The organism is Maribacter spongiicola, assembly GCF_004364165.1.
In the GTDB taxonomy this organism is placed as follows: domain Bacteria; phylum Bacteroidota; class Bacteroidia; order Flavobacteriales; family Flavobacteriaceae; genus Maribacter; species Maribacter spongiicola.
On the sequence record NZ_SOAY01000015.1, the window covers coordinates 77,906 to 95,920 of the forward strand.

The window sequence follows — 18,015 nt, forward strand, 5'->3', positions numbered from 1 at the left end:
GTTATTTCGTGTTTAGGTTAGAATAAGGTCTCTTGTAACCATAACCTTTGAAATTTTCCATTTGCATCATACATTTCTGCCTGTCGCTTTATATTGAATTTACGGTCTCTAGGGTCATTACCAACTCCGCTTGCGTACATCCAATTTCCCCAATTGCTATGTACATCATAATCTATTAGCATACTTTCAAAATAAGCAGCGCCAATTCTCCAATCTTGCTCTAGTTCTTTAGACCAAAAACTAGCCACATTTTGTCTGCCTCTGTTGCTCATCCATCCGGTTTTTAATAGTTCTTTCATGTTAGCATTTACAAAAGGTTCTTTAGTTGTACCATTAATCCATTCTTTTTTGGCAATTTTAGTTGTGTTCCAATCGTAATCTTTCTCAAGTATACCGCCAATTTTAAATATGTTACTTTGATACTTAAGCGAAACGCATTTAAAATAATCCCTCCAAATCAATTCAAAAATCAGCCAATAGGTATCTTGATTTTTGATGATATCTCTTTCGAATTTTTTTACTTCCCAGTAAATTGTTCTCGGTGAGATACTGCCGTTTGCTAACCAAGCAGATAATTTAGAACTGTAATCTATACCAATTAATCCGTTTCTGGTTTTCTTATAAAAACCTAGTTTTTTAGTTTCCCAAAAGTAATTTTGAACTCTTTTAAGCGCCTCTAGTTCTCCGCCTTTAAAAGGAAAAGCAGAATTAACATGTGTAGAGAAATTAGTGAAGCCAAGTTCTTTTAATGTGGGAATTTCAGTATCATTTACCACTAAGTTTTTATCAGATAATTTAGTAGGTAGTTTAGCTATAGGTCTTACTTTGCAAATAGCTTCACACTTTTTTCTGAAGTTTGTAAAAACATCGGGTATAGATGTATAGTCATTAAAAGGTATATCATCTGGGTGATATAAAAATTGATCATATACTTCATGAAAATTTATAGTATGATTTAAGTTGCTCTTTACGTTATTTAGTATAATCTGCTCATCTCTTGTCCATTCTTTTTGCAAGAAGATAGTATCGATTGTATGATTTTCTATAAGCCCAGGAAGGTAATCTACAGAATTACCATGGTAAACAAAAAGCGGTATATTTAGTTTTTCAAGTTCTTGTTTTAATTGCTGTACAGTTTCGAGTAGAAATTTAGCCCTGAATTTTTCTGTTCTTTTGAATCCGAATTCATCAGTTTCAAAGAATGAAGATTCAAAACAGTAAAAGCCAATAACTCTATTGCCTTTCATAGCTTCAATAAGCGAAGAATTATCACGAACACGTAGGTCGTTTCTAAACCAGATTAAATTATTCATGAATTTCCATTTTAAGTTTATTACGTCTACATTTTTCTCCGCAGTACTTTACATCGTCCCAATTTCGTTCCCATTTCTTGCGCCATAAAAAAGGTTTATTGCAAGTAGCGCAAATTTTAGTTTCAAGATTTACTTTTTTATGTGCCACTATAGTATATGTTTACTGGGTTCGTCTGGTTTTGCATAAGCGAATCTTGCTAAAAGCTGCGGTAGGGCATAAGCATCTAAACCATTGATGGCAACAGTATTTGCTTTCTCTAACTGCAACCAACCGTCATCATGTAAAATGTCATCTGGTATGTAGACATGTTCAATAGCACCAATTATTAATAGACAACCATTCTCTTTAATGTCATATTCGTTCACATAGCTGCAACCTAATTTAATTGCACTCTCTTTTACGTACGGAGCCTGAAAATCATCTAAATAAGATTCGGTTAAATTAGTTTTTGAAAACTCTGAAATATCTTCGTCATAACTAGCTGCAGTATGATGTGCATCTTTAATAATAGCTTCGTTGACCTGGTTGACCGTGAAGAACCCACTTTCTTTGAAGTTAGCGTAGGTGTTTCTTTTTACGGTTAACGGTCTAAGAATAAACCCTAGCATGGGCGGTGTACTACCAATATGAACTACAGAATTGAAAATAGCCAAGTTGGTAATACCGCTACCAGATTTAGAACCTAAAAGGTTGGCAGATTTATACCCTGTACAGCTATTGATTAAATGAGCTTTATATCTACTAGGCATTTTACCTAGGTCTTCTTTACTAAAATGTTTCAAGTTGTATATTTTGTTTAACAAAAATAATTAAAAATTAAACAGATACGAGCTCAAAAAAGAAAATGATTTGCTTAGTTTCTCTCTTTATACTAGAAATGAAAGCATAATTTCCTATTTTTAACATTCAATTAATGTTGGCTTAAAGCCTTATACATGACCCAAGAAAAAAAGAACATTGCCATTATTGGCTCAGGCTTGGTAGGATCCTTGCTTGCTATATACTTGAAAAGATACGGACATCAAATTACGGTATTCGACAGAAGACCAGATATTAGAAATATAGAATTTTCTGGTCGATCCATAAATCTTGCAATGAGCAATAGAGGGTGGAATGCTTTGAGAGCTGTTGGTATTGAAGAAGAGATAAAAAAAATCGCCATACCCCTAGATAAGCGGGCAATGCATGTAATTGGCAAGCCAGAATATTATCAGAAATATGGTAAGGAAGGAGAGGCAATATGGTCAATATCTCGTGGGGTACTGAATAAGCTCATGATTGATCTTGCCGAACAGAATGGAGTAGATTTTCGTTTCGAAGAAAAAGTTTGGGATATAGATTTACCAGAAGCCAAAGTGTTTACCGGTGAAAGCGAAAAAGGGGAGTGGACAGAGTACCCGTTCGATTTGGTATTTGGCTGCGACGGGGCATTTTCAAGAGTTCGTCATAAAATGCAACGACGTAGTAGATTTGATTATTCTCAGCGTTTTATCGACGTAGGTTATAAAGAACTGACCATACCACCGAATACAGATGGTTCACATAAATTAGATAAACATTCTTTTCATATATGGCCACGCGGTAAATTCATGTTTATTGCCATGCCCAATTTGGATGGAAGCTTTACTTGTACATTATTTATGCCATTTGAAGGTGATGTCTCTTTTGATAGCATAAAAACTAAAAAAGATGCGGTTCATTTCTTCAATACCTATTTCCCGAATGTAATGGGTGATATAGAAAATCTTATAGAAGATTTCTTTAAGAACCCCACTAGCGCAATGGTAACGATGAAATGCTATCCTTGGACCTATTGGGACAAAGTAGCCCTTGTAGGTGACTCAGCGCATGCTGTAGTGCCATTTTACGGACAAGGAATGAATGCTGGCTTCGAAGATATTTTTGTGTTAGATGAAATTATAAAGGAATTCGGAGATGATTGGGGACGTATTTTTTCTACCTACCAAGAAAAACGCAAACCGAATGCAGATGCAATTGCAGAATTAAGCTATCGAAATTTTGTGGAAATGAGCAGTAAAACTGCCGACACTAATTTCTTACTACAGAAAAAAATAGAAAAGCACTTTTCGGCAAAGCATCCAGAAAAATGGATACCTGCTTACAGTAGGGTAACATTCTCAAATAGACCTTATGCAGAAGCACTGGCAGAAGGCGATGCACAAGAAAATATTATGCAAGAAGTTATGAAACTGCCAAATATAGCAGAGAAATGGGATAGTGAAGAAGTTGAAAAACTAATGCTAAAGCTCATAGGGTAATTACTTATTATACCTCATTTCACTTTTGCGCATTGGCATACTATCTATTAAGTCAAGCAATTTTTCCAGGTTAAATGGGTATGTGGTTTTAGATTTAATTCCGCCATCCTTTCCTATTAAAATATAACCATCATATGTTTCTGGCAGTATGTCTGATTTTTTTATATCTGTAGGTATTTTATCAACGCTATATAATAGATTGTCTTTATAAACGAAAACGAGAATAGCTCTCTCAGAAAATTTAGAAGCATTATTATCTATAATTTCTATGGTAGATTTTACATCGGCAGTATTAGTATCATTTTCATAAAGTATTACAATTCTATTTTTCCACTTGTAGTCCGATAAATCTTGAGCTTCCATATTAAAACTATGCATTAGTATAAAAATGAAAATAATTTTTAAATATTTCATAGTCATGAAGTTAAACAAAAAAAAGCCATCTTTTTAAGATGGCTTTTTTAATATATGATAATTGTTTGCTATTATAATTTAGCAAACATTTTCTGCATTTTTTCGCTTTCCTCTTCAGCTAGAATAGGATCAACTAAAATACGACCACTATGCTCATCTGTAATTATCTTCTTTCTTGAAGCAATTTCAACTTGAACCTGTGGTGGTATAGTAAAGAAAGAACCACCAGAAGCACCTCTTTCAATTGGCACAACAGCTAAACCATTCTTAACATTGTTCCGAATACGTGCATATGCCTTTACCAAACGCTCTTCAATTTTATCTTGAAATTTGATAGACTCTTCTAATAACGCTTTTTCTTCTTTCTCAGTTTCAGCAAGAATAGCGTTCAATTCGCTTTTCTTATGCTTAAGGTGAGCTTCACGTTCAGATAAACGTTCTTTAGTTTCAGAAATAACCGCTTTCTTCTGGTCAATTTGAGCTTTGAATTCTTTAATGTTCTTTTCAGCTAATTGAATTTCCAATTCTTGAAACTCCAATTCTTTACTGATTGAATTAAATTCTCTACTGTTACGAACATTCTTTTGTTGCTCGCCGTATTTTTTAATTAAAGTCTTTGCTTCTTCAATAAGGTTCTTCTTAGCACCGATTTCAAAATTGATATTTTCTAAATCAGATTTAAGTTTATCCATTCTCGTTTTTAGGCCAAGGACTTCATCTTCCAAATCTTCTACTTCTAAAGGTAGTTCACCACGAACATTCCTTATTTCATCAACCCTAGAATCAATTAATTGCAAATCATATAATGCTCTTAACTTTGCTTCAACAGATGAATCTTCTTTTTTTGCCATATTAAAAATAATTGATGGGATTTGTTATACTTTCCGATAAATGGATTGCAAAATTAGGAATTTTTTTCGTAAGATAATCAACTAAAAGGTTTTTTGTAAACTGCTCAGTTTCAAAGTGTCCTATATCTGCCAAAACTATTTGGTTTTCAGCCTCGTAAAATTGGTGGTATTTAAGGTCTGCGGTAACAAATACGTCTGCTCCGGCTGCTTTTGCTGCGCCAATGGCAAAAGAGCCACTACCACCCAAAACGGCAACTTTTTTAATTTTTCGACCAAGTAAATTTGAATGTCTAACTAGGTTAGCGTTCATTTTTAGCTTTAAATGACTCAGAAAGTCTGTTTCGTTCATTTCATTTTCAAGTACCCCGATCATACCCATGCCAATATCTTGGTTCGTGTTTTCTATAGTTTGTATGTCATAGGCAACCTCTTCGTAAGGGTGCGTTTTTAGTAATGCTTGTAAAATGGCACGCTCTTCATTTTTACCGAAAATACAGGTAAGCATTGCTTCACGTTCTTTATGTGTTTTGCCTATTTCGCCTTTTACGGGGTTGGCATCTTCATTCGCTTTGTAAGTACCTGTGCCTTCATGAAAAAAGCTACAGTTCGAATACTTGCCTATGTCACCTGCGCCGGCAGAAAATAAGGCATTTTTGACTTCTTCTAGATTATCTGTCGGAATATAGGTAGTTAGTTTTTTAATAGTTCCTTTTTGTGGGATGAGAATTTTGGTGTTTTTTAAACCTAGAGCCTCACAAATTTTAGCATTAACTCCATTTTTAGCATTGTCCAATGCGGTATGGTTTGAGTATATGGCGATGTCATTTTTAATCGCTTTAATAACCACACGTTCCACATAATTTTTACCCGTAATTTTTTTTAATCCCCCAAAAATAATAGGATGAAAACTTACGATTAAATTACATTTTTTGGTAATGGCTTCATCAATAACATTTTCTAAAGTATCTAGAGTAACGAGTACTCCGCTGACTTCTGCAGAAGCGTTACCGACTAACAACCCTACATTGTCAAAATCTTCGGCATAGGTCAAAGGAGCGAACTCTTCTAAAATTTGGGTAATGTCTTTTACGGTCATTTTATTGAAAAATAAGATATTCAAAGATAAATTATTATAATTTCGTTCTGATGCAGGTGTTACGAAAACTTCTTTTTCCTATTTCATTAATATACGGGTTGATTGTCTTTCTTAGAAATCGATTTTACGATGTTGGTATTTTTTCATCACGGCAGTTTGCTACAAAAACCATTTGTGTAGGTAACTTAAGCGTTGGCGGAACAGGCAAGACGCCTATGATCGAGCTATTGGTGCGAGAGCTTTCTGAGAATTATAATGTAGCCATTTTAAGTAGGGGTTATAAAAGGAAGTCAGAAGGATTTTTGCTTTCTACTGAGCAAACTACTGTTGAAGAATTGGGTGATGAACCATTTCAGATAAAAACCAAATTCCCTAAAATAACGGTTGCCGTTGATGCGGATAGAAGAAATGGAATTAGTCAGTTGGAGAAATTGATTGGTCCAGATGTTATTTTGCTCGATGATGCTTTTCAACATAGAAAAGTAAAAGCTGGTTTTTCAATTTTGTTGACTTCCTATGATAATTTGTATAGTAAAGATTGGTACCTACCAACGGGAGATTTAAGAGACTCTAAAAGAGAAGCGGGTAGGGCAGATTTAATTGTAGTGACCAAATGCCCTACTAACTTGTTGTCATCAGAAAAAAACAAGATTAGGGAAAGTTTACATTCTAAACCCCATCAAAAAGTATTGTTCAGCTATTTGTCTTATAATACAGAGCTGAAGGGTGATATATTGACTTTGGATACGCTGAAAGTAAAAAATGTGACTTTGGTAACCGGTATTGCCAATCCTGCTCCGTTAGTAAAGTTTTTAAATTCGGAAGGAATTACGTTTGAGCATTTAAAGTACAAAGACCACCATTTCTTTACAGATCAAGAAATTGATGTTTTAAAAGAAAAAGAATGTATTCTTACTACAGAAAAGGATTTTGTGCGTTTAGAAACTAAGTTAACGAACTTAAGTTATATAGAAGTAAAACATGAGTTTTTTGATAATACCATCGAACTTATGAAAAAGGAATTACTAAAATTTATGACAACGATTTCTTAGCTCTTTTGTCAAAAATATTCTCCCCTATCTTTTGATAAAAAATTTCTGGCTTAAAAGGTTTAGTGACAACATCGTTGCAACCAGCAGCATAAAAGCTTTCTAAACTATCATCTAGAGAAATAGCCGTTAAAGCAATAATCGGTGTGTCTTGATTAAATTTTCTAATTTCAATGGTAGCTTCTTCACCACTAATACCCGGCATATGAATATCCATTAAAATAGCGTCGTACACATTCTCCTGCGCGGCAGTAATCGCCTCATGTCCATTATTTGCTATATCACTCGTCATATCTCTTTTAGTGAGCATCTTCTTGGTAATGACCTGATTTATCTTGTTGTCTTCAACGATAAGAAGGTGCAGCCCTTTAAAATCATAATCTTTGGGGGTAATTTCGAATGAAATATCTTCAGAAGTACTGTCAATGCTCTTCATTTTAATCTCAAAGAAAAAAGAACTTCCTTCGTCTAATGTACTTTCAAGCTCAATTTGACTTTTGAATAGACTTAATAGGCTTTTTACAATAGTTAAACCTAAGCCAGTACCACCATATTCCCTGTTAATTTGAATAGAACCTTGCTCAAATCCCTCGAAAATACTTTTCTGCTTTTCTTTAGAGATGCCTATACCATTATCTTTAACTTCAAAATATATGGTGACATCATCTTCGACTTTGTTCAATAATTTAGCGATAACCTTAACTTCTCCTCCTCTGGTAAACTTAATAGAGTTACCAATTAAGTTCATGAATATTTGAGAAAGTTTTAGTGGATCGCTCACTAAATTAGTTGGTATATCAGCATCGTATTCCAAGGTCAATTGGGTCTTGTTCGACTTTGCACTTTGCCCTAAAGAATTTATAACCTCATTAATAACCTTGTTAAGATTGAACTCCATATTTAGGGGTTCTAACTTATTGGCATCAATTTTATTAATATGTAGAATGTCATTTATAAAATTAAGTAAATAATCTCCAGAGAATTTTAGTGCCTTTAAATGTTCCTTTTGATGCTCTTCTGGGTCTTCTTCTAACAAAAGGTGGGTTAAACCGGTAACAGCGTAAAGTGGTGTTCTAAGTTCATGACTAACAGTAGAAAGAAAGTTTGTTTTCGCTTCCATGGCTTGTACGGCGCCATCACGAGCAATTTGTAATTCTTTATTTTTAGTCTGTAAAAGGTCGTTTGTCTTTAATTTTATTTGGTTGTTTCTGTAAAGCGTTACAGCCAATAGTGAAATAATGATTAAAAATGCAGATGTTAGTATCGCGGTAAGTTCTGATCTATTTTGAGACTCGGTAAGTTCTTCTATTTTCTTTTCTTGACGTGCTATTTCTTCCGTTTTATAATCATCTCTAATCTTATCAGCAGTTTTAGCTTCAATTATATTCTTATCAATATTGAATATCGAATCTTTTAATTGTACTAGATTTTGGGTGTTTACAAGTGATTTTTGATATAAGCCCAGTCTTTCATATACCGAAGATAAAAGTGTATTTGCATTTTTGATATCTTCTAAAAAACGGTTGTCAGTAGCGAGGCTCAAAGCATTTTCACCATTTTTCGCAGCTTCAGATAAGTTGTCTGATTTTAAATTTAGTTCTGCAAGCGTTAAATATGCCTGAGTAGTAAGATATTCTTTTTCGTAGATATCCGTATTAATAATAAGCGAGTTTAAGTTTTTTGATGCACTATCAAATTTTTCTAAACTGAGGTAAACTTTTGCCTCGGTTAACAGTAGATTGTTATAGAAATTACGATCGTTATTTAACTGTTTTGCTTCGTTTAGCATGAATAATGCCTGAAAATTTCTATCGCTCCTATGCAATAGAATAGCTTCAATATACTTGTGCATTCCGTCGCCATAAGGGTATTCGACATCTTTTAATAATACACTTGCGCGATCCCAGTAAAATTCGGTATCACCTTCTTTATCTATTTTTAAATAAAGCAAAGCCAACTCGTGTAAGCTGTCTATAAGTCCCTTTATATCCTCACCTTTTTCAGCCTCGTTCGCGGCAGTGTTTAAAGTCTCAAGGGCAAGGTCTATTTTATCTTGATTCTTGAATTTTCTTGCTTGATCGAAATAAGGTTGTATATCTGTTTTTTGAATTTGATCTTGTGAGAATAGGGCAGTGGTAGTCGCCAAAATTACAATGGGGACTAGTAAAATTTTAAGTGCTTTATTTAAAAATAAAATCTTCAAATATAATTTTTAGTACTAATAAAATTAATTAAATCTATGATTCTGCTGCTATATCCGGTTTCGTTATCGTACCAGCCGATAATTTTGACCATTTTTCCTATTACGGAAGTCATCAAAGAATCAAACGTACAAGAATAGCAACTATTGTTTATATCAATAGAAACTATTGGATCACTGGTGTAGTGTACAATATTTTTAAACTGATTTTTTGAAGCTTTCTCAAATGTAGAGTTTATTTCTTCAATACTTGTAGTGCGTTTTACATTCAAAGTAATATCGGTCAACGAACCATTCGGTACCGGTACCCTAATGCCACAACCCCCAATAGTATCTGCCAATTCTGGAAATATTTTGGTCAATGCTTTTGCTGCACCAGTGGTTGTTGGCACTATAGATTGTGATGCTGCTCGGGCTCTCCTTAGATCTCTATGTGGTTGATCGTGTAAACTTTGGTCTGTGGTGTAAGAATGTATCGTTGTTATATATGCCTGTTCAATTCCGCACAAATCATTGATAATCTTTATCATTGGCGCAGCATTGTTGGTGGTGCAAGACGCATTAGATATAATATCATCAGATTTTGTCAATGTATTTTCATTAATACCAAAGACAATCATTTTAATATCATCTTCGGTAGGTGGTACGGACAAAATAACTTTTTTAGCACCATTTTTAATATGTAAAGCTAACGTTTCTCTGTCCTTGAATTTACCGGTACATTCTACAACCAGGTCAACTGCCGTAGAAGACCAATTTATTTTAGAGGGGTGAGATTCGTTAAAAAGTGCTATCGCTTTATCATTAACGATAATATGCTTTTCGTCATGAGAGATATTAAGCGGCGAAGTACCATGTATACTATCATATTTTAATAAATGTGAAAGTGTACGGGTGTCTGCCAAATCATTAATGGCAACCACATTTAAATTTTCATGAGTTTGCATAAGCCGAAATAGGGTTCTACCTATTCTTCCAAAACCATTAATGCCTATGTTCAGTTTTTGCATTATTTACCGATAAGTGTGTTCAATTAATACAAATAGTTCTCATTAAATGAGAACTATTAATTTTTCTTAGAATAGTTACTAAGAATTATGTTCTTAAAGGTTTATAGAATATGCTTGTGTGCTTTGTAAGAAGATCTAACTAAGGCACCGCTTTCAACATGTCTAAAGCCCATTTCAAGACCTATATCTTCATATTTCTTAAATTGCTCAGGAGTAATAAATTCCTTAACAGGAAGATGTTTTTTAGATGGTTGCAGGTACTGACCTATAGTAACAACATCAACATCTGCATTGCGCAAATCTGCTAATGTTGTAATAACTTCATCTTCGTGTTCACCAAGACCTAGCATAATACCAGATTTAGTTCTATTGATACCTTGCTTTTTTAAGTAGTTAAGTGCTTCAAGACTACGTTCGTATTTTGCTTGTATACGTACTTCTCTAGTAAGTCTTTTAACAGTTTCCATATTATGTGAAACAACTTCAGGAGAAACGTCAACAATTCTATCTAAATGCTTTTCTATACCTTGAAAATCAGGAATTAGAGTTTCTAAAGTTGTAGTAGGGTTCATTCTACGTATCGCCTTCACGGTTTCTGCCCAAATGATAGAACCCATGTCTTTAAGGTCATCTCTGTCAACAGATGTAATTACAGCGTGCTTAATACCCATAATTTTTATAGATCTAGCAACCTTTTCAGGTTCTGCCCAATCTACATTTTCAGGTCTACCGGTTTTAACACCACAGAATCCGCATGATCTGGTACAAACATTACCTAATATCATAAAAGTAGCGGTACCTTCACCCCAGCATTCACCCATGTTAGGGCAACTACCACTAGTGCAAATAGTATGTAGGTCATACTTATCTACCAAACCTCTAAGCTGAGTGTATTTCTTACCCGTAGGTAATTTTACTCTAAGCCATTTCGGTTTACCTTTTGGTGGGGCAACATTTTCTTTTAAAACTGTAGACATGCTCTAAATTTTATACAAATATACGAACTAAAAAAGTGAGGGTAAAGCAGAATTACCTAATGCACAAATGAGTTCTAAATTATGAGAAATTTCTTAATGAACTGTAGTTTACTTTCTTTCTTTAATAATTTCTGAAAGTAATTTTTTAGCCCTTAGAAGTTTTACTTTGACACTGTTTATGGGCTCGTTCAAATGAGCGGCAATATCAGCATAACTTAACTCATTAAAATACCTAAGATTGATAACGGCTTGGTAATGAGGTTTTAGTTTTTTAATATCTCTAAGTAAATCGGCTAAATTTTGTTCTTGAATCAGTTGGTCTTCCATAGAAGGCGAAGCATCTAAGGCACTCGTTATAACTTCAGAATTACTTCTAGAATCTAATAAACTCTTTTTTCGCTTTCTAACTAAATCGATATGTATGTTTTTTGAAATGGCAATTAACCAAGTTTTAAAAACATATGAATCGTTATAGGTTTTTATTTTATCGAAAGCTTTAGAAAAAGTTTGAATGGTGATGTCTTCAGAATCATTCTCGTTTTCGGTGCGCTTTAATTGAAAGCCGTAAACATCGTTCCAGAACATATCTAACAAGCGACTAAAGGCAATTTGCTTGCCTTCTTTCGCTTTGCGTATTGTTTCTTCTAAAGTGTCTGTTTTATTCAAAAACTGATTTTGGTATGCGTAATGTTAAGATAAGAAATTTTGATTACTCGGTAATCATATCCTTTTTACAATCTTGTTCACTTGGCATTTTGCCACACATACCGCAAGCTTGACCATCTTGATTCAAAAAAGGACTTTGACTTGCGCAAGTTCCTGCAAACTCTCCGTCTTTTTTAGACCATATTTTAATTGCGATACCCGCAAATGCCAATGCTAACAACCCAATGGTTAATAATGCTAGTTTCATATGCTAAATTTTAAACAAAGATAAAAAATAAAGCCCCAAAAATGGGGCTTTAAGAATACTTTATGTGTGAAAGCTTAGTAGGCGATGTTCGCAACTATATTTTCTACGTTAGGTGCATGGTTACCACCTTTTTGTTCAATTGTAATATAACCAACAGCATTTTCGGCATATGGTAATGCTAGTAGCTTTTGTTGATCACCGGCTTCTTCAATAATACCTAGGTTAATCATTTTACCGTTAACCTCTGCCCACATTTGAAAACACTGGCTTTCTGGAATATGAGGTAATTTGCTTACGTTAATATATGATAACTTCTTAACAGGGTTTATGTAAGCAACAGCCTTTAAGTCTTTTGCTTTCTGATTACCCTTAACGTTATATTTTTTAGTTTGAGGATTGTTTAGAACGATAAACTGGTTACGTACATCTTCTAACTGCTCTTTCATGTTTTCTTCAAGCAATTTTATTTTATTGCTAACAACACTGTTCTCTTCTTGTAAACTTTGGTTTTGATTCCAGAAGAAAGTAGAGATACCGATAAACATTATAGCTGTAATACTCGCGGCAATGGCATAACTATAGAATCTTTTTCTGCCCTTACGCTCAGCTTTAATTCTTGAATTAATTTTATCTTTTAAACCTTGTGGGGCTTCAATTGCGTGAAGCTTGGCGAAAATTTCAAGATTATCCTGTAATTCACTATATGTTTCCCTTACCTCTGGGTACATAGCAATATAGCGCTCTACCTGAAGGCTTTCCAAATCAGTAGTTGTTCCCAATAGGTACTTTTCTAATAAATCAGAATCAAGGAAAATTCTTATTTTGTCTTTCATAATACGAAATTTAATAACATGGCAACTACGGCAGGACCATAGATTTTACCTAATTCGCGTAATCCAATTTTAAGTCTAGATTTAATAGTTCCTAAAGGAATATCCAACTCATCACTTGCTTCTTGTTGGGTCATACCTTGAAAGAAAAGAGCTTCTAAAACAATTTGATATTTATCTTCAATTTTGTCTAGATGTTCTCTTACATCCATTAACTCAGGTCTTGTACTTTCTACGCCTAAAGTATATACGTCAGAAACGTCTATTTGGATTTCTTTATCAGATTTTGTGTTGACACTTCTCAATTTGTCAATAGCTGTATTTCTCGTAATTCTAAAAAGCCATGTAAAAAGTTTTGCTTTTTTAGGATCGTATGAATCTGCTTTTTTCCAAATCTTCACAAAAGATTCTTGAACTACATCTTGAGCCAAATCGGGATCACGCACAACCTTATTTGCCACACCTAGTAGGGTGTCGGCATAATTATCGTACAAGAGAGAAATCGCTTTTTCGTTTCTTTCTTGTAATAATTCAACAATATGATTTTCTAATAGAGTGCTCATAATTTAAAAGATGTGCATATTTTTTTAAGATGGACATCCAAATGCTAAGATTGAACCGTATATGATTAAACGCTAAATTATAAAATTGATTGTTAACGATGCGTTTTATGAAAATATATATTGAATAAGTGGTCGGCTGGTAACTGCCCACTTTGTTTTGGTTGGTTTGGTTTGGTAATAACCCTTGTAATTTTTTACAGGGGTTATTTTATTAAATTAACCTCAGGACTTATCTCTATATTGAATTTCGTTTTCACGGCATCAATAATATTTGCTGCTAAATCTAGAATATCTTTTCCGGTTGCATTGTCATAGTTTACAAGTACTAATGCTTGATTTTTATGAACTCCAGCGTCACCAAAGCGTTTTCCTTTAAATCCGCATTGCTCAATTAGCCAACCTGCTGGAATTTTATATAATTCATCAGTCACTTTATAAAAAGGAGCATCAGGATTTTTTAAAGCAAAATCTTCAAATATTTCTTTTTCGACTATTGGGTTTTTAAAAAAACTACCACTATTACCTAAAACTTTCGGATCAGGTAGTTTTTGCTGCCTAATAGCGATAACTGCATTAGAAATATCTCTAATGGTCGGGTTTGCTATCGACTCTTTATCTAATTGTTGTTCTATAGCACCATAACCAGAATTTATTTTGTGGTCATTTTTGGTGAAAGAAAATGTAACCGAAGTAATTACATATTTATCTTTTCCTTCATTCTTAAAAAACGAATCTCGGTAACCGAACTGACATTCTTCTTTAGTTAGAGCAACCAATTCTTGGTCTTCAATTCTAACAGCTTCGCAACTAACAAAGCAATCTTTTAATTCAACACCATAGGCGCCAATATTTTGTATAGGTGCAGTGCCAGTATTACCAGGTATTAAAGACATATTCTCTAATCCCCCAAAATTATGATCAAGGGTCCACATGACCATATCATGCCAATTCTCACCTGCCATTACCTTCACTTGTACGCTATTGGTAAATTCTGATATAATTTTCTTTCCTTTTAAAGCTACATGAATAAACAGTGCCTCAATACGATCCGAAAGCAACATATTACTACCGCCTCCAATTACAATTTTTCTATCATAATCTTGGTTACCCAGCACATCTTGTAATTCTTCGACAGAGCTCACTTCAACAAAGAATCTTGCTGTAGCATCAATACCGAAAGTATTGTAGTTTTTTAGAGAAAAGTGTTCATGTACAATCATTAGCCCTTGTAGCTTTTAAGCGCTTCTTTTAAAATAAAAACAGCTCTTTTTAAACTTTCTTGATCAAGAACATAGGCAATTCTAATTTGGTTTTTTCCCAAGCCTTCAGTGGCATAAAATCCTGCTGCGGGCGCTACCATAACTGTTTCGTTATCTATGTTGAAATCTTCTAACAACCACTGTGCAAAGTGATCAGCATCTTTAATAGGTAATTCGGCTATACAGTAAAATGCACCTTGAGGTCTTGCTATTTTAATACCTTCAATCTTTTCTAACTCCGCAATAAGTATATTTCTTCTTGCAACGTATTCTGTTTTTACTTCGGCAAAATAGCTGTCTGGGGTATCTAAAGCTGCCTCACTTGCAATTTGTGCATAGGTAGGTGGCGATAGTCTTGCCTGTGCAAATTTCATTGCCGTGGCTATAAATTCTTTATTCTTAGAAACCAAGTAGCCAATACGTGCGCCACACATGCTATATCTTTTAGAAACAGAATCAATAACAATGGCGTGTTCCGCTAAACCTTCTTCTTTTAATATAGAAGCATGAGTTTTATTATCATAGGTAAATTCTCTATAAACTTCATCTGCAACTAGGTAGATATTGTGCTTTTTAACTAATGCAGCTAATTTTTGAATTTCTTCTTCACTATATAAATATCCCGTTGGGTTGCCAGGGTTGCATATTAATATAGCTTTAGTTCTAGGTGTAATTAATTTTTCAAAATCTTCTATTGGTGGAAGAGCAAAATTATCTTCAATTTTTGAAACTACAGGAACAACGGTTACACCACAGGCGGTAGCAAACCCATTATAGTTGGCGTAAAATGGTTCAGGAATTATAATTTCGTCATCTGTATCTGCAATGGTATTCATTGCAAAAGACAATGCTTCAGAGCCACCGGTAGTAACGATAATATCTGTTGCACTTATAGCTATATCATTTTTAAGATAATACTTTGCAATTTTTGTTCGAAACTCCTCTGAGCCTTCGGTACGACTGTATTCTAATACATTAATGTTATTATTTTTTACAGCGTCTAAAGCTTGTTGGGGCGTTTTTATATCTGGTTGCCCAATGTTCAAATGAATGACATTAATTCCTCTCTTTTTTGCACTTTCGGCAAACGGAACTAACTTTCTTATGGGCGATTGAGGCATGGTAAGCCCCTTGTTTGAAACAGATGGCATATAAATTGAATTTTACACAAAAGTGATAAATGATTATGGTTCTTACAAAGTAATTAGGCTTTTATTTGGTTTTACTTATCGTGTTAAAATTAGGTGCTGTATCAAATTATTATGTATCTTAAAAAGGGTTAACTAATTCATACAGATTATGTTACGAAAATATACCGTTCTTTTATTTCTTTTGTCATGTTGTTTTTCCTTTTCAGGAATAGCACAAACCTATCAATTACCTGCCGGAAAGAAATTTCATAAAGTCAAGTTTGAGCTCATTAATAACTTAATGGTCATACCTATTGATGTTAATGGAACGGAGTTGTCTTTCGTATTAGATTCTGGTGTTGGTACACCTATATTATTCAATTTAGCTGATCAAGATTCTATTCAGTTAAATAACGTTACAGAAATTACTATTAATGGGTTAGGGGATGGCGACCCTATCAACGCATTAAAATCAACCGGAAATTTTGTTCAGTTGGGCAATGTTAAGAATGTCTCACAAAACATTTATGTTGTAATGGATGCTGGAATAAACTTTTCGCCAAGTTTAGGTATTCCCGTGCATGGTATAATTGGTTATGACTTATTTCGCGATTTTGTTGTTGATATAAATTATGTAAAGCAAACCATCAAATTTCATGACCCAGAGCTATATAAATATAAAAAGTCAAAGAATACTAGGGTTGTAGATATGTCAGTCATTAGAAAGAAGGCATATTTAGATGCCTTTGTGATAATTAAAAATGATGAGGAAATACCTGTAAAAATGTTATTGGATACGGGTAGTAGCGATGCTGTTTGGTTATTTGAAGATGAAAGAATTCAATTGCCCGAAAAGCATTATCAAGATTTTTTAGGAAAAGGTCTTGCTGGTGATATATTCGGGAAGCGAACAAAAATTAGCCATTTGAAGATTGCTGATTTTGTGCTAAGTGATGCAAAGGCAGCTTTTCCTGATATGGAGACGTTCACGACAATTTCAGATTTTGGAGGTAGAAACGGAAGCTTGGGTGGTGAGGTTATAAAACGTTTTAATGTAGTATTCGATTATAGAAATGAAAAATTAATAATGACCAAGAACACCAATTTCGGAAAGCTCTTTCAATATAATATTAGCGGAATTGATTTGCAACATGCAGGTATGCGTTATATATCAGAACGAATAACAAATTCTAACGGAGTTGTAAATAGCGATGCCAAAACCTATGGCGATGTACAAATTATACTTCAGGGCGCTACAAGATTAAGCTTGGTGCCAGAAATAATTGTTTCGGGAATACGCCAGGGGAGTCCGGCACATTCGGCAGGCTTACGAGAAGGCGATGTTATTTTGGCAGTGAACGGCAAACGCATCCACAGGTACAAATTACAAGAGATTATGCATATGCTAAATTTCAAAAAAGATAAACGAGTGAAGGTCTTAGTAGAGCGATATGATAATGATCTGCTTTTTAGTTTTGTTCTAAAACCTTTGTTTGATGAACAATAGCGCATAAAAAAAAGCCCAACTTCTCAGTTGGGCTTTTCGTTTTCTAAAAAGTTCTTTTATTTGGTACCAGTAGTAGCTTGAACTTCTCCTTTGATTTTTAAAACCTTGGTAGGAGTGTCAGCGTTAGATATTACCGTAATTGCTTTACGGATAGGTCCAACTCTATTGGTATCATATTTTACCTGAATCTCACCTGTTTTACCTGGTAAAATTGGGTCTTCTGGTTTTTTTGGAATGGTACAACCACAACTAGAACTTACTTTACTCACGATAAGTGGCGCAGTTCCTGTGTTTGTAAATTCAAAAACTCTTACTCCGTCAGATCCTTTAGCGATTTCGCCGTAATCAACAGTTTCAGATTTAAACTCTATTTTGGCAGCAGCATCTTGTGCTGTTAAGCTAAATCCTAGTAAGCCTACAAATAATACAAGTACTATTTTTTTCATCATTTCTAATTTTGGGTGGATGTCAAAATTAAATCTTTTCAGATCAACCTCAAAATCCTTTTGTTATACTCTAACGTTACTTATTTTTGTTTCGTATTTATCTTTGGGTAAAATTTAGCTGAAATGACCGTTAGAATGTCAATTCGGCTTTATTTTTAATAACCCATTTTATTATTA

Annotated in this window: 19 protein-coding genes; 3 read left to right on the forward strand and 16 right to left on the reverse strand. The window is 34.0% G+C overall.

Annotated features, from left to right (window positions below; genetic code table 11):
- Positions 1 to 17: 17 nt before the first annotated feature.
- From CLV90_RS17235 to CLV90_RS17245, 3 genes are read right to left on the reverse strand one after another with little or no spacing between them, the layout of a single operon-like run.
- Entirely contained in the window at positions 18 to 1,313 is a 1,296-nt protein-coding gene (locus CLV90_RS17235; protein ID WP_133688762.1) for a DASH family cryptochrome, read from the reverse strand.
- Complete coding sequence (locus CLV90_RS17240; RefSeq protein ID WP_133688763.1) at positions 1,306 to 1,461, reverse strand: DUF2256 domain-containing protein; 156 nt, start codon at positions 1,459 to 1,461, stop codon at positions 1,306 to 1,308. The genes CLV90_RS17235 and CLV90_RS17240 overlap by 8 nt, the downstream gene beginning before the upstream one ends.
- Complete coding sequence (locus CLV90_RS17245) at positions 1,461 to 2,096, reverse strand: flavin reductase family protein (protein WP_133688764.1); 636 nt, start codon at positions 2,094 to 2,096, stop codon at positions 1,461 to 1,463. The genes CLV90_RS17240 and CLV90_RS17245 overlap by 1 nt, the downstream gene beginning before the upstream one ends.
- A gap of 153 nt (positions 2,097 to 2,249) precedes the next feature.
- Between CLV90_RS17245 and CLV90_RS17250 the strand changes: the two genes are divergently transcribed.
- Positions 2,250 to 3,593, forward strand: coding sequence for an FAD-dependent oxidoreductase (locus CLV90_RS17250; RefSeq protein ID WP_133688765.1), 1,344 nt, complete (start codon positions 2,250 to 2,252; stop codon positions 3,591 to 3,593).
- On the opposite strand, the gene CLV90_RS17255 is transcribed toward CLV90_RS17250, so the two are convergent.
- From CLV90_RS17255 to CLV90_RS17265, 3 genes are all read right to left on the reverse strand, one after another.
- A complete protein-coding gene (locus CLV90_RS17255) occupies positions 3,594 to 4,007 on the reverse strand; it encodes a DUF4174 domain-containing protein (protein WP_166638611.1) in 414 nt (137 codons plus the stop codon). It abuts the gene before it with no gap.
- Positions 4,008 to 4,078: 71 nt separating this feature from the next.
- The gene (locus tag CLV90_RS17260; RefSeq protein WP_133688767.1) at positions 4,079 to 4,858 is read right to left on the reverse strand and encodes a zinc ribbon domain-containing protein; all 780 of its coding nucleotides are present in this window, start codon (positions 4,856 to 4,858) and stop codon (positions 4,079 to 4,081) included.
- 1 nt (position 4,859) lies between these two features.
- Positions 4,860 to 5,954 carry a Nif3-like dinuclear metal center hexameric protein gene (locus tag CLV90_RS17265; protein WP_133688845.1) on the reverse strand — a complete coding sequence of 365 codons (1,095 nt, stop codon included), beginning with the start codon at positions 5,952 to 5,954 and terminating at the stop codon, positions 4,860 to 4,862.
- A 50-nt stretch (positions 5,955 to 6,004) separates the two neighbouring features.
- Here CLV90_RS17265 and lpxK point away from each other — a divergent pair, with 50 nt between their 5' ends.
- Positions 6,005 to 7,006 (forward strand): tetraacyldisaccharide 4'-kinase, encoded by a 1,002-nt coding sequence (gene lpxK / locus CLV90_RS17270; protein WP_133688768.1) that lies wholly within the window; start codon positions 6,005 to 6,007, stop codon positions 7,004 to 7,006.
- Here the strand turns inward: lpxK and CLV90_RS17275 are convergent.
- The 9 genes from CLV90_RS17275 to CLV90_RS17315 all read right to left on the reverse strand — a co-directional run bounded on the left by CLV90_RS17275 (position 6,987) and on the right by CLV90_RS17315 (position 15,906).
- Positions 6,987 to 9,206: a hybrid sensor histidine kinase/response regulator gene (locus CLV90_RS17275; RefSeq protein ID WP_341777695.1), complete on the reverse strand. Its 2,220-nt coding sequence runs from the start codon at positions 9,204 to 9,206 to the stop codon at positions 6,987 to 6,989. The genes lpxK and CLV90_RS17275 overlap by 20 nt on opposite strands.
- The gene (gene gap / locus CLV90_RS17280; protein ID WP_133688769.1) at positions 9,203 to 10,213 is read right to left on the reverse strand and encodes a type I glyceraldehyde-3-phosphate dehydrogenase; all 1,011 of its coding nucleotides are present in this window, start codon (positions 10,211 to 10,213) and stop codon (positions 9,203 to 9,205) included. The genes CLV90_RS17275 and gap overlap by 4 nt, the downstream gene beginning before the upstream one ends.
- Positions 10,214 to 10,314: 101 nt before the next feature.
- The gene (gene lipA, locus CLV90_RS17285; RefSeq protein WP_133688770.1) at positions 10,315 to 11,190 is read right to left on the reverse strand and encodes a lipoyl synthase; all 876 of its coding nucleotides are present in this window, start codon (positions 11,188 to 11,190) and stop codon (positions 10,315 to 10,317) included.
- Between the two features lie 108 nt (positions 11,191 to 11,298).
- Positions 11,299 to 11,856, reverse strand: a complete 558-nt coding sequence (locus tag CLV90_RS17290) for an RNA polymerase sigma factor (RefSeq protein WP_133688771.1) — start codon at positions 11,854 to 11,856, stop codon at positions 11,299 to 11,301.
- A 43-nt stretch (positions 11,857 to 11,899) separates the two neighbouring features.
- Positions 11,900 to 12,103 carry a membrane or secreted protein gene (locus CLV90_RS17295; protein ID WP_133688772.1) on the reverse strand — a complete coding sequence of 68 codons (204 nt, stop codon included), beginning with the start codon at positions 12,101 to 12,103 and terminating at the stop codon, positions 11,900 to 11,902.
- Positions 12,104 to 12,177: 74 nt separating this feature from the next.
- Positions 12,178 to 12,936: an anti-sigma factor domain-containing protein gene (locus CLV90_RS17300; RefSeq protein WP_133688773.1), complete on the reverse strand. Its 759-nt coding sequence runs from the start codon at positions 12,934 to 12,936 to the stop codon at positions 12,178 to 12,180.
- On the reverse strand, positions 12,933 to 13,496 hold the full coding sequence (locus CLV90_RS17305; protein ID WP_036156031.1) for an RNA polymerase sigma factor: 564 nt from the start codon (positions 13,494 to 13,496) through the stop codon (positions 12,933 to 12,935). The genes CLV90_RS17300 and CLV90_RS17305 overlap by 4 nt, the downstream gene beginning before the upstream one ends.
- 203 nt (positions 13,497 to 13,699) lie before the next feature.
- Entirely contained in the window at positions 13,700 to 14,716 is a 1,017-nt protein-coding gene (gene murB, locus CLV90_RS17310) for a UDP-N-acetylmuramate dehydrogenase (RefSeq protein WP_133688774.1), read from the reverse strand.
- Positions 14,716 to 15,906 (reverse strand): pyridoxal phosphate-dependent aminotransferase, encoded by a 1,191-nt coding sequence (locus tag CLV90_RS17315; RefSeq protein ID WP_133688775.1) that lies wholly within the window; start codon positions 15,904 to 15,906, stop codon positions 14,716 to 14,718. The genes murB and CLV90_RS17315 overlap by 1 nt, the downstream gene beginning before the upstream one ends.
- Positions 15,907 to 16,054: 148 nt before the next feature.
- Here CLV90_RS17315 and CLV90_RS17320 point away from each other — a divergent pair, with 148 nt between their 5' ends.
- Positions 16,055 to 17,392 (forward strand): aspartyl protease family protein, encoded by a 1,338-nt coding sequence (locus CLV90_RS17320; RefSeq protein ID WP_133688776.1) that lies wholly within the window; start codon positions 16,055 to 16,057, stop codon positions 17,390 to 17,392.
- Between the two features lie 56 nt (positions 17,393 to 17,448).
- Here the strand turns inward: CLV90_RS17320 and CLV90_RS17325 are convergent, their stop codons facing one another.
- Positions 17,449 to 17,841, reverse strand: coding sequence for a DUF1573 domain-containing protein (locus CLV90_RS17325; RefSeq protein ID WP_084135100.1), 393 nt, complete (start codon positions 17,839 to 17,841; stop codon positions 17,449 to 17,451).
- Positions 17,842 to 18,015: the final 174 nt, after the last annotated feature.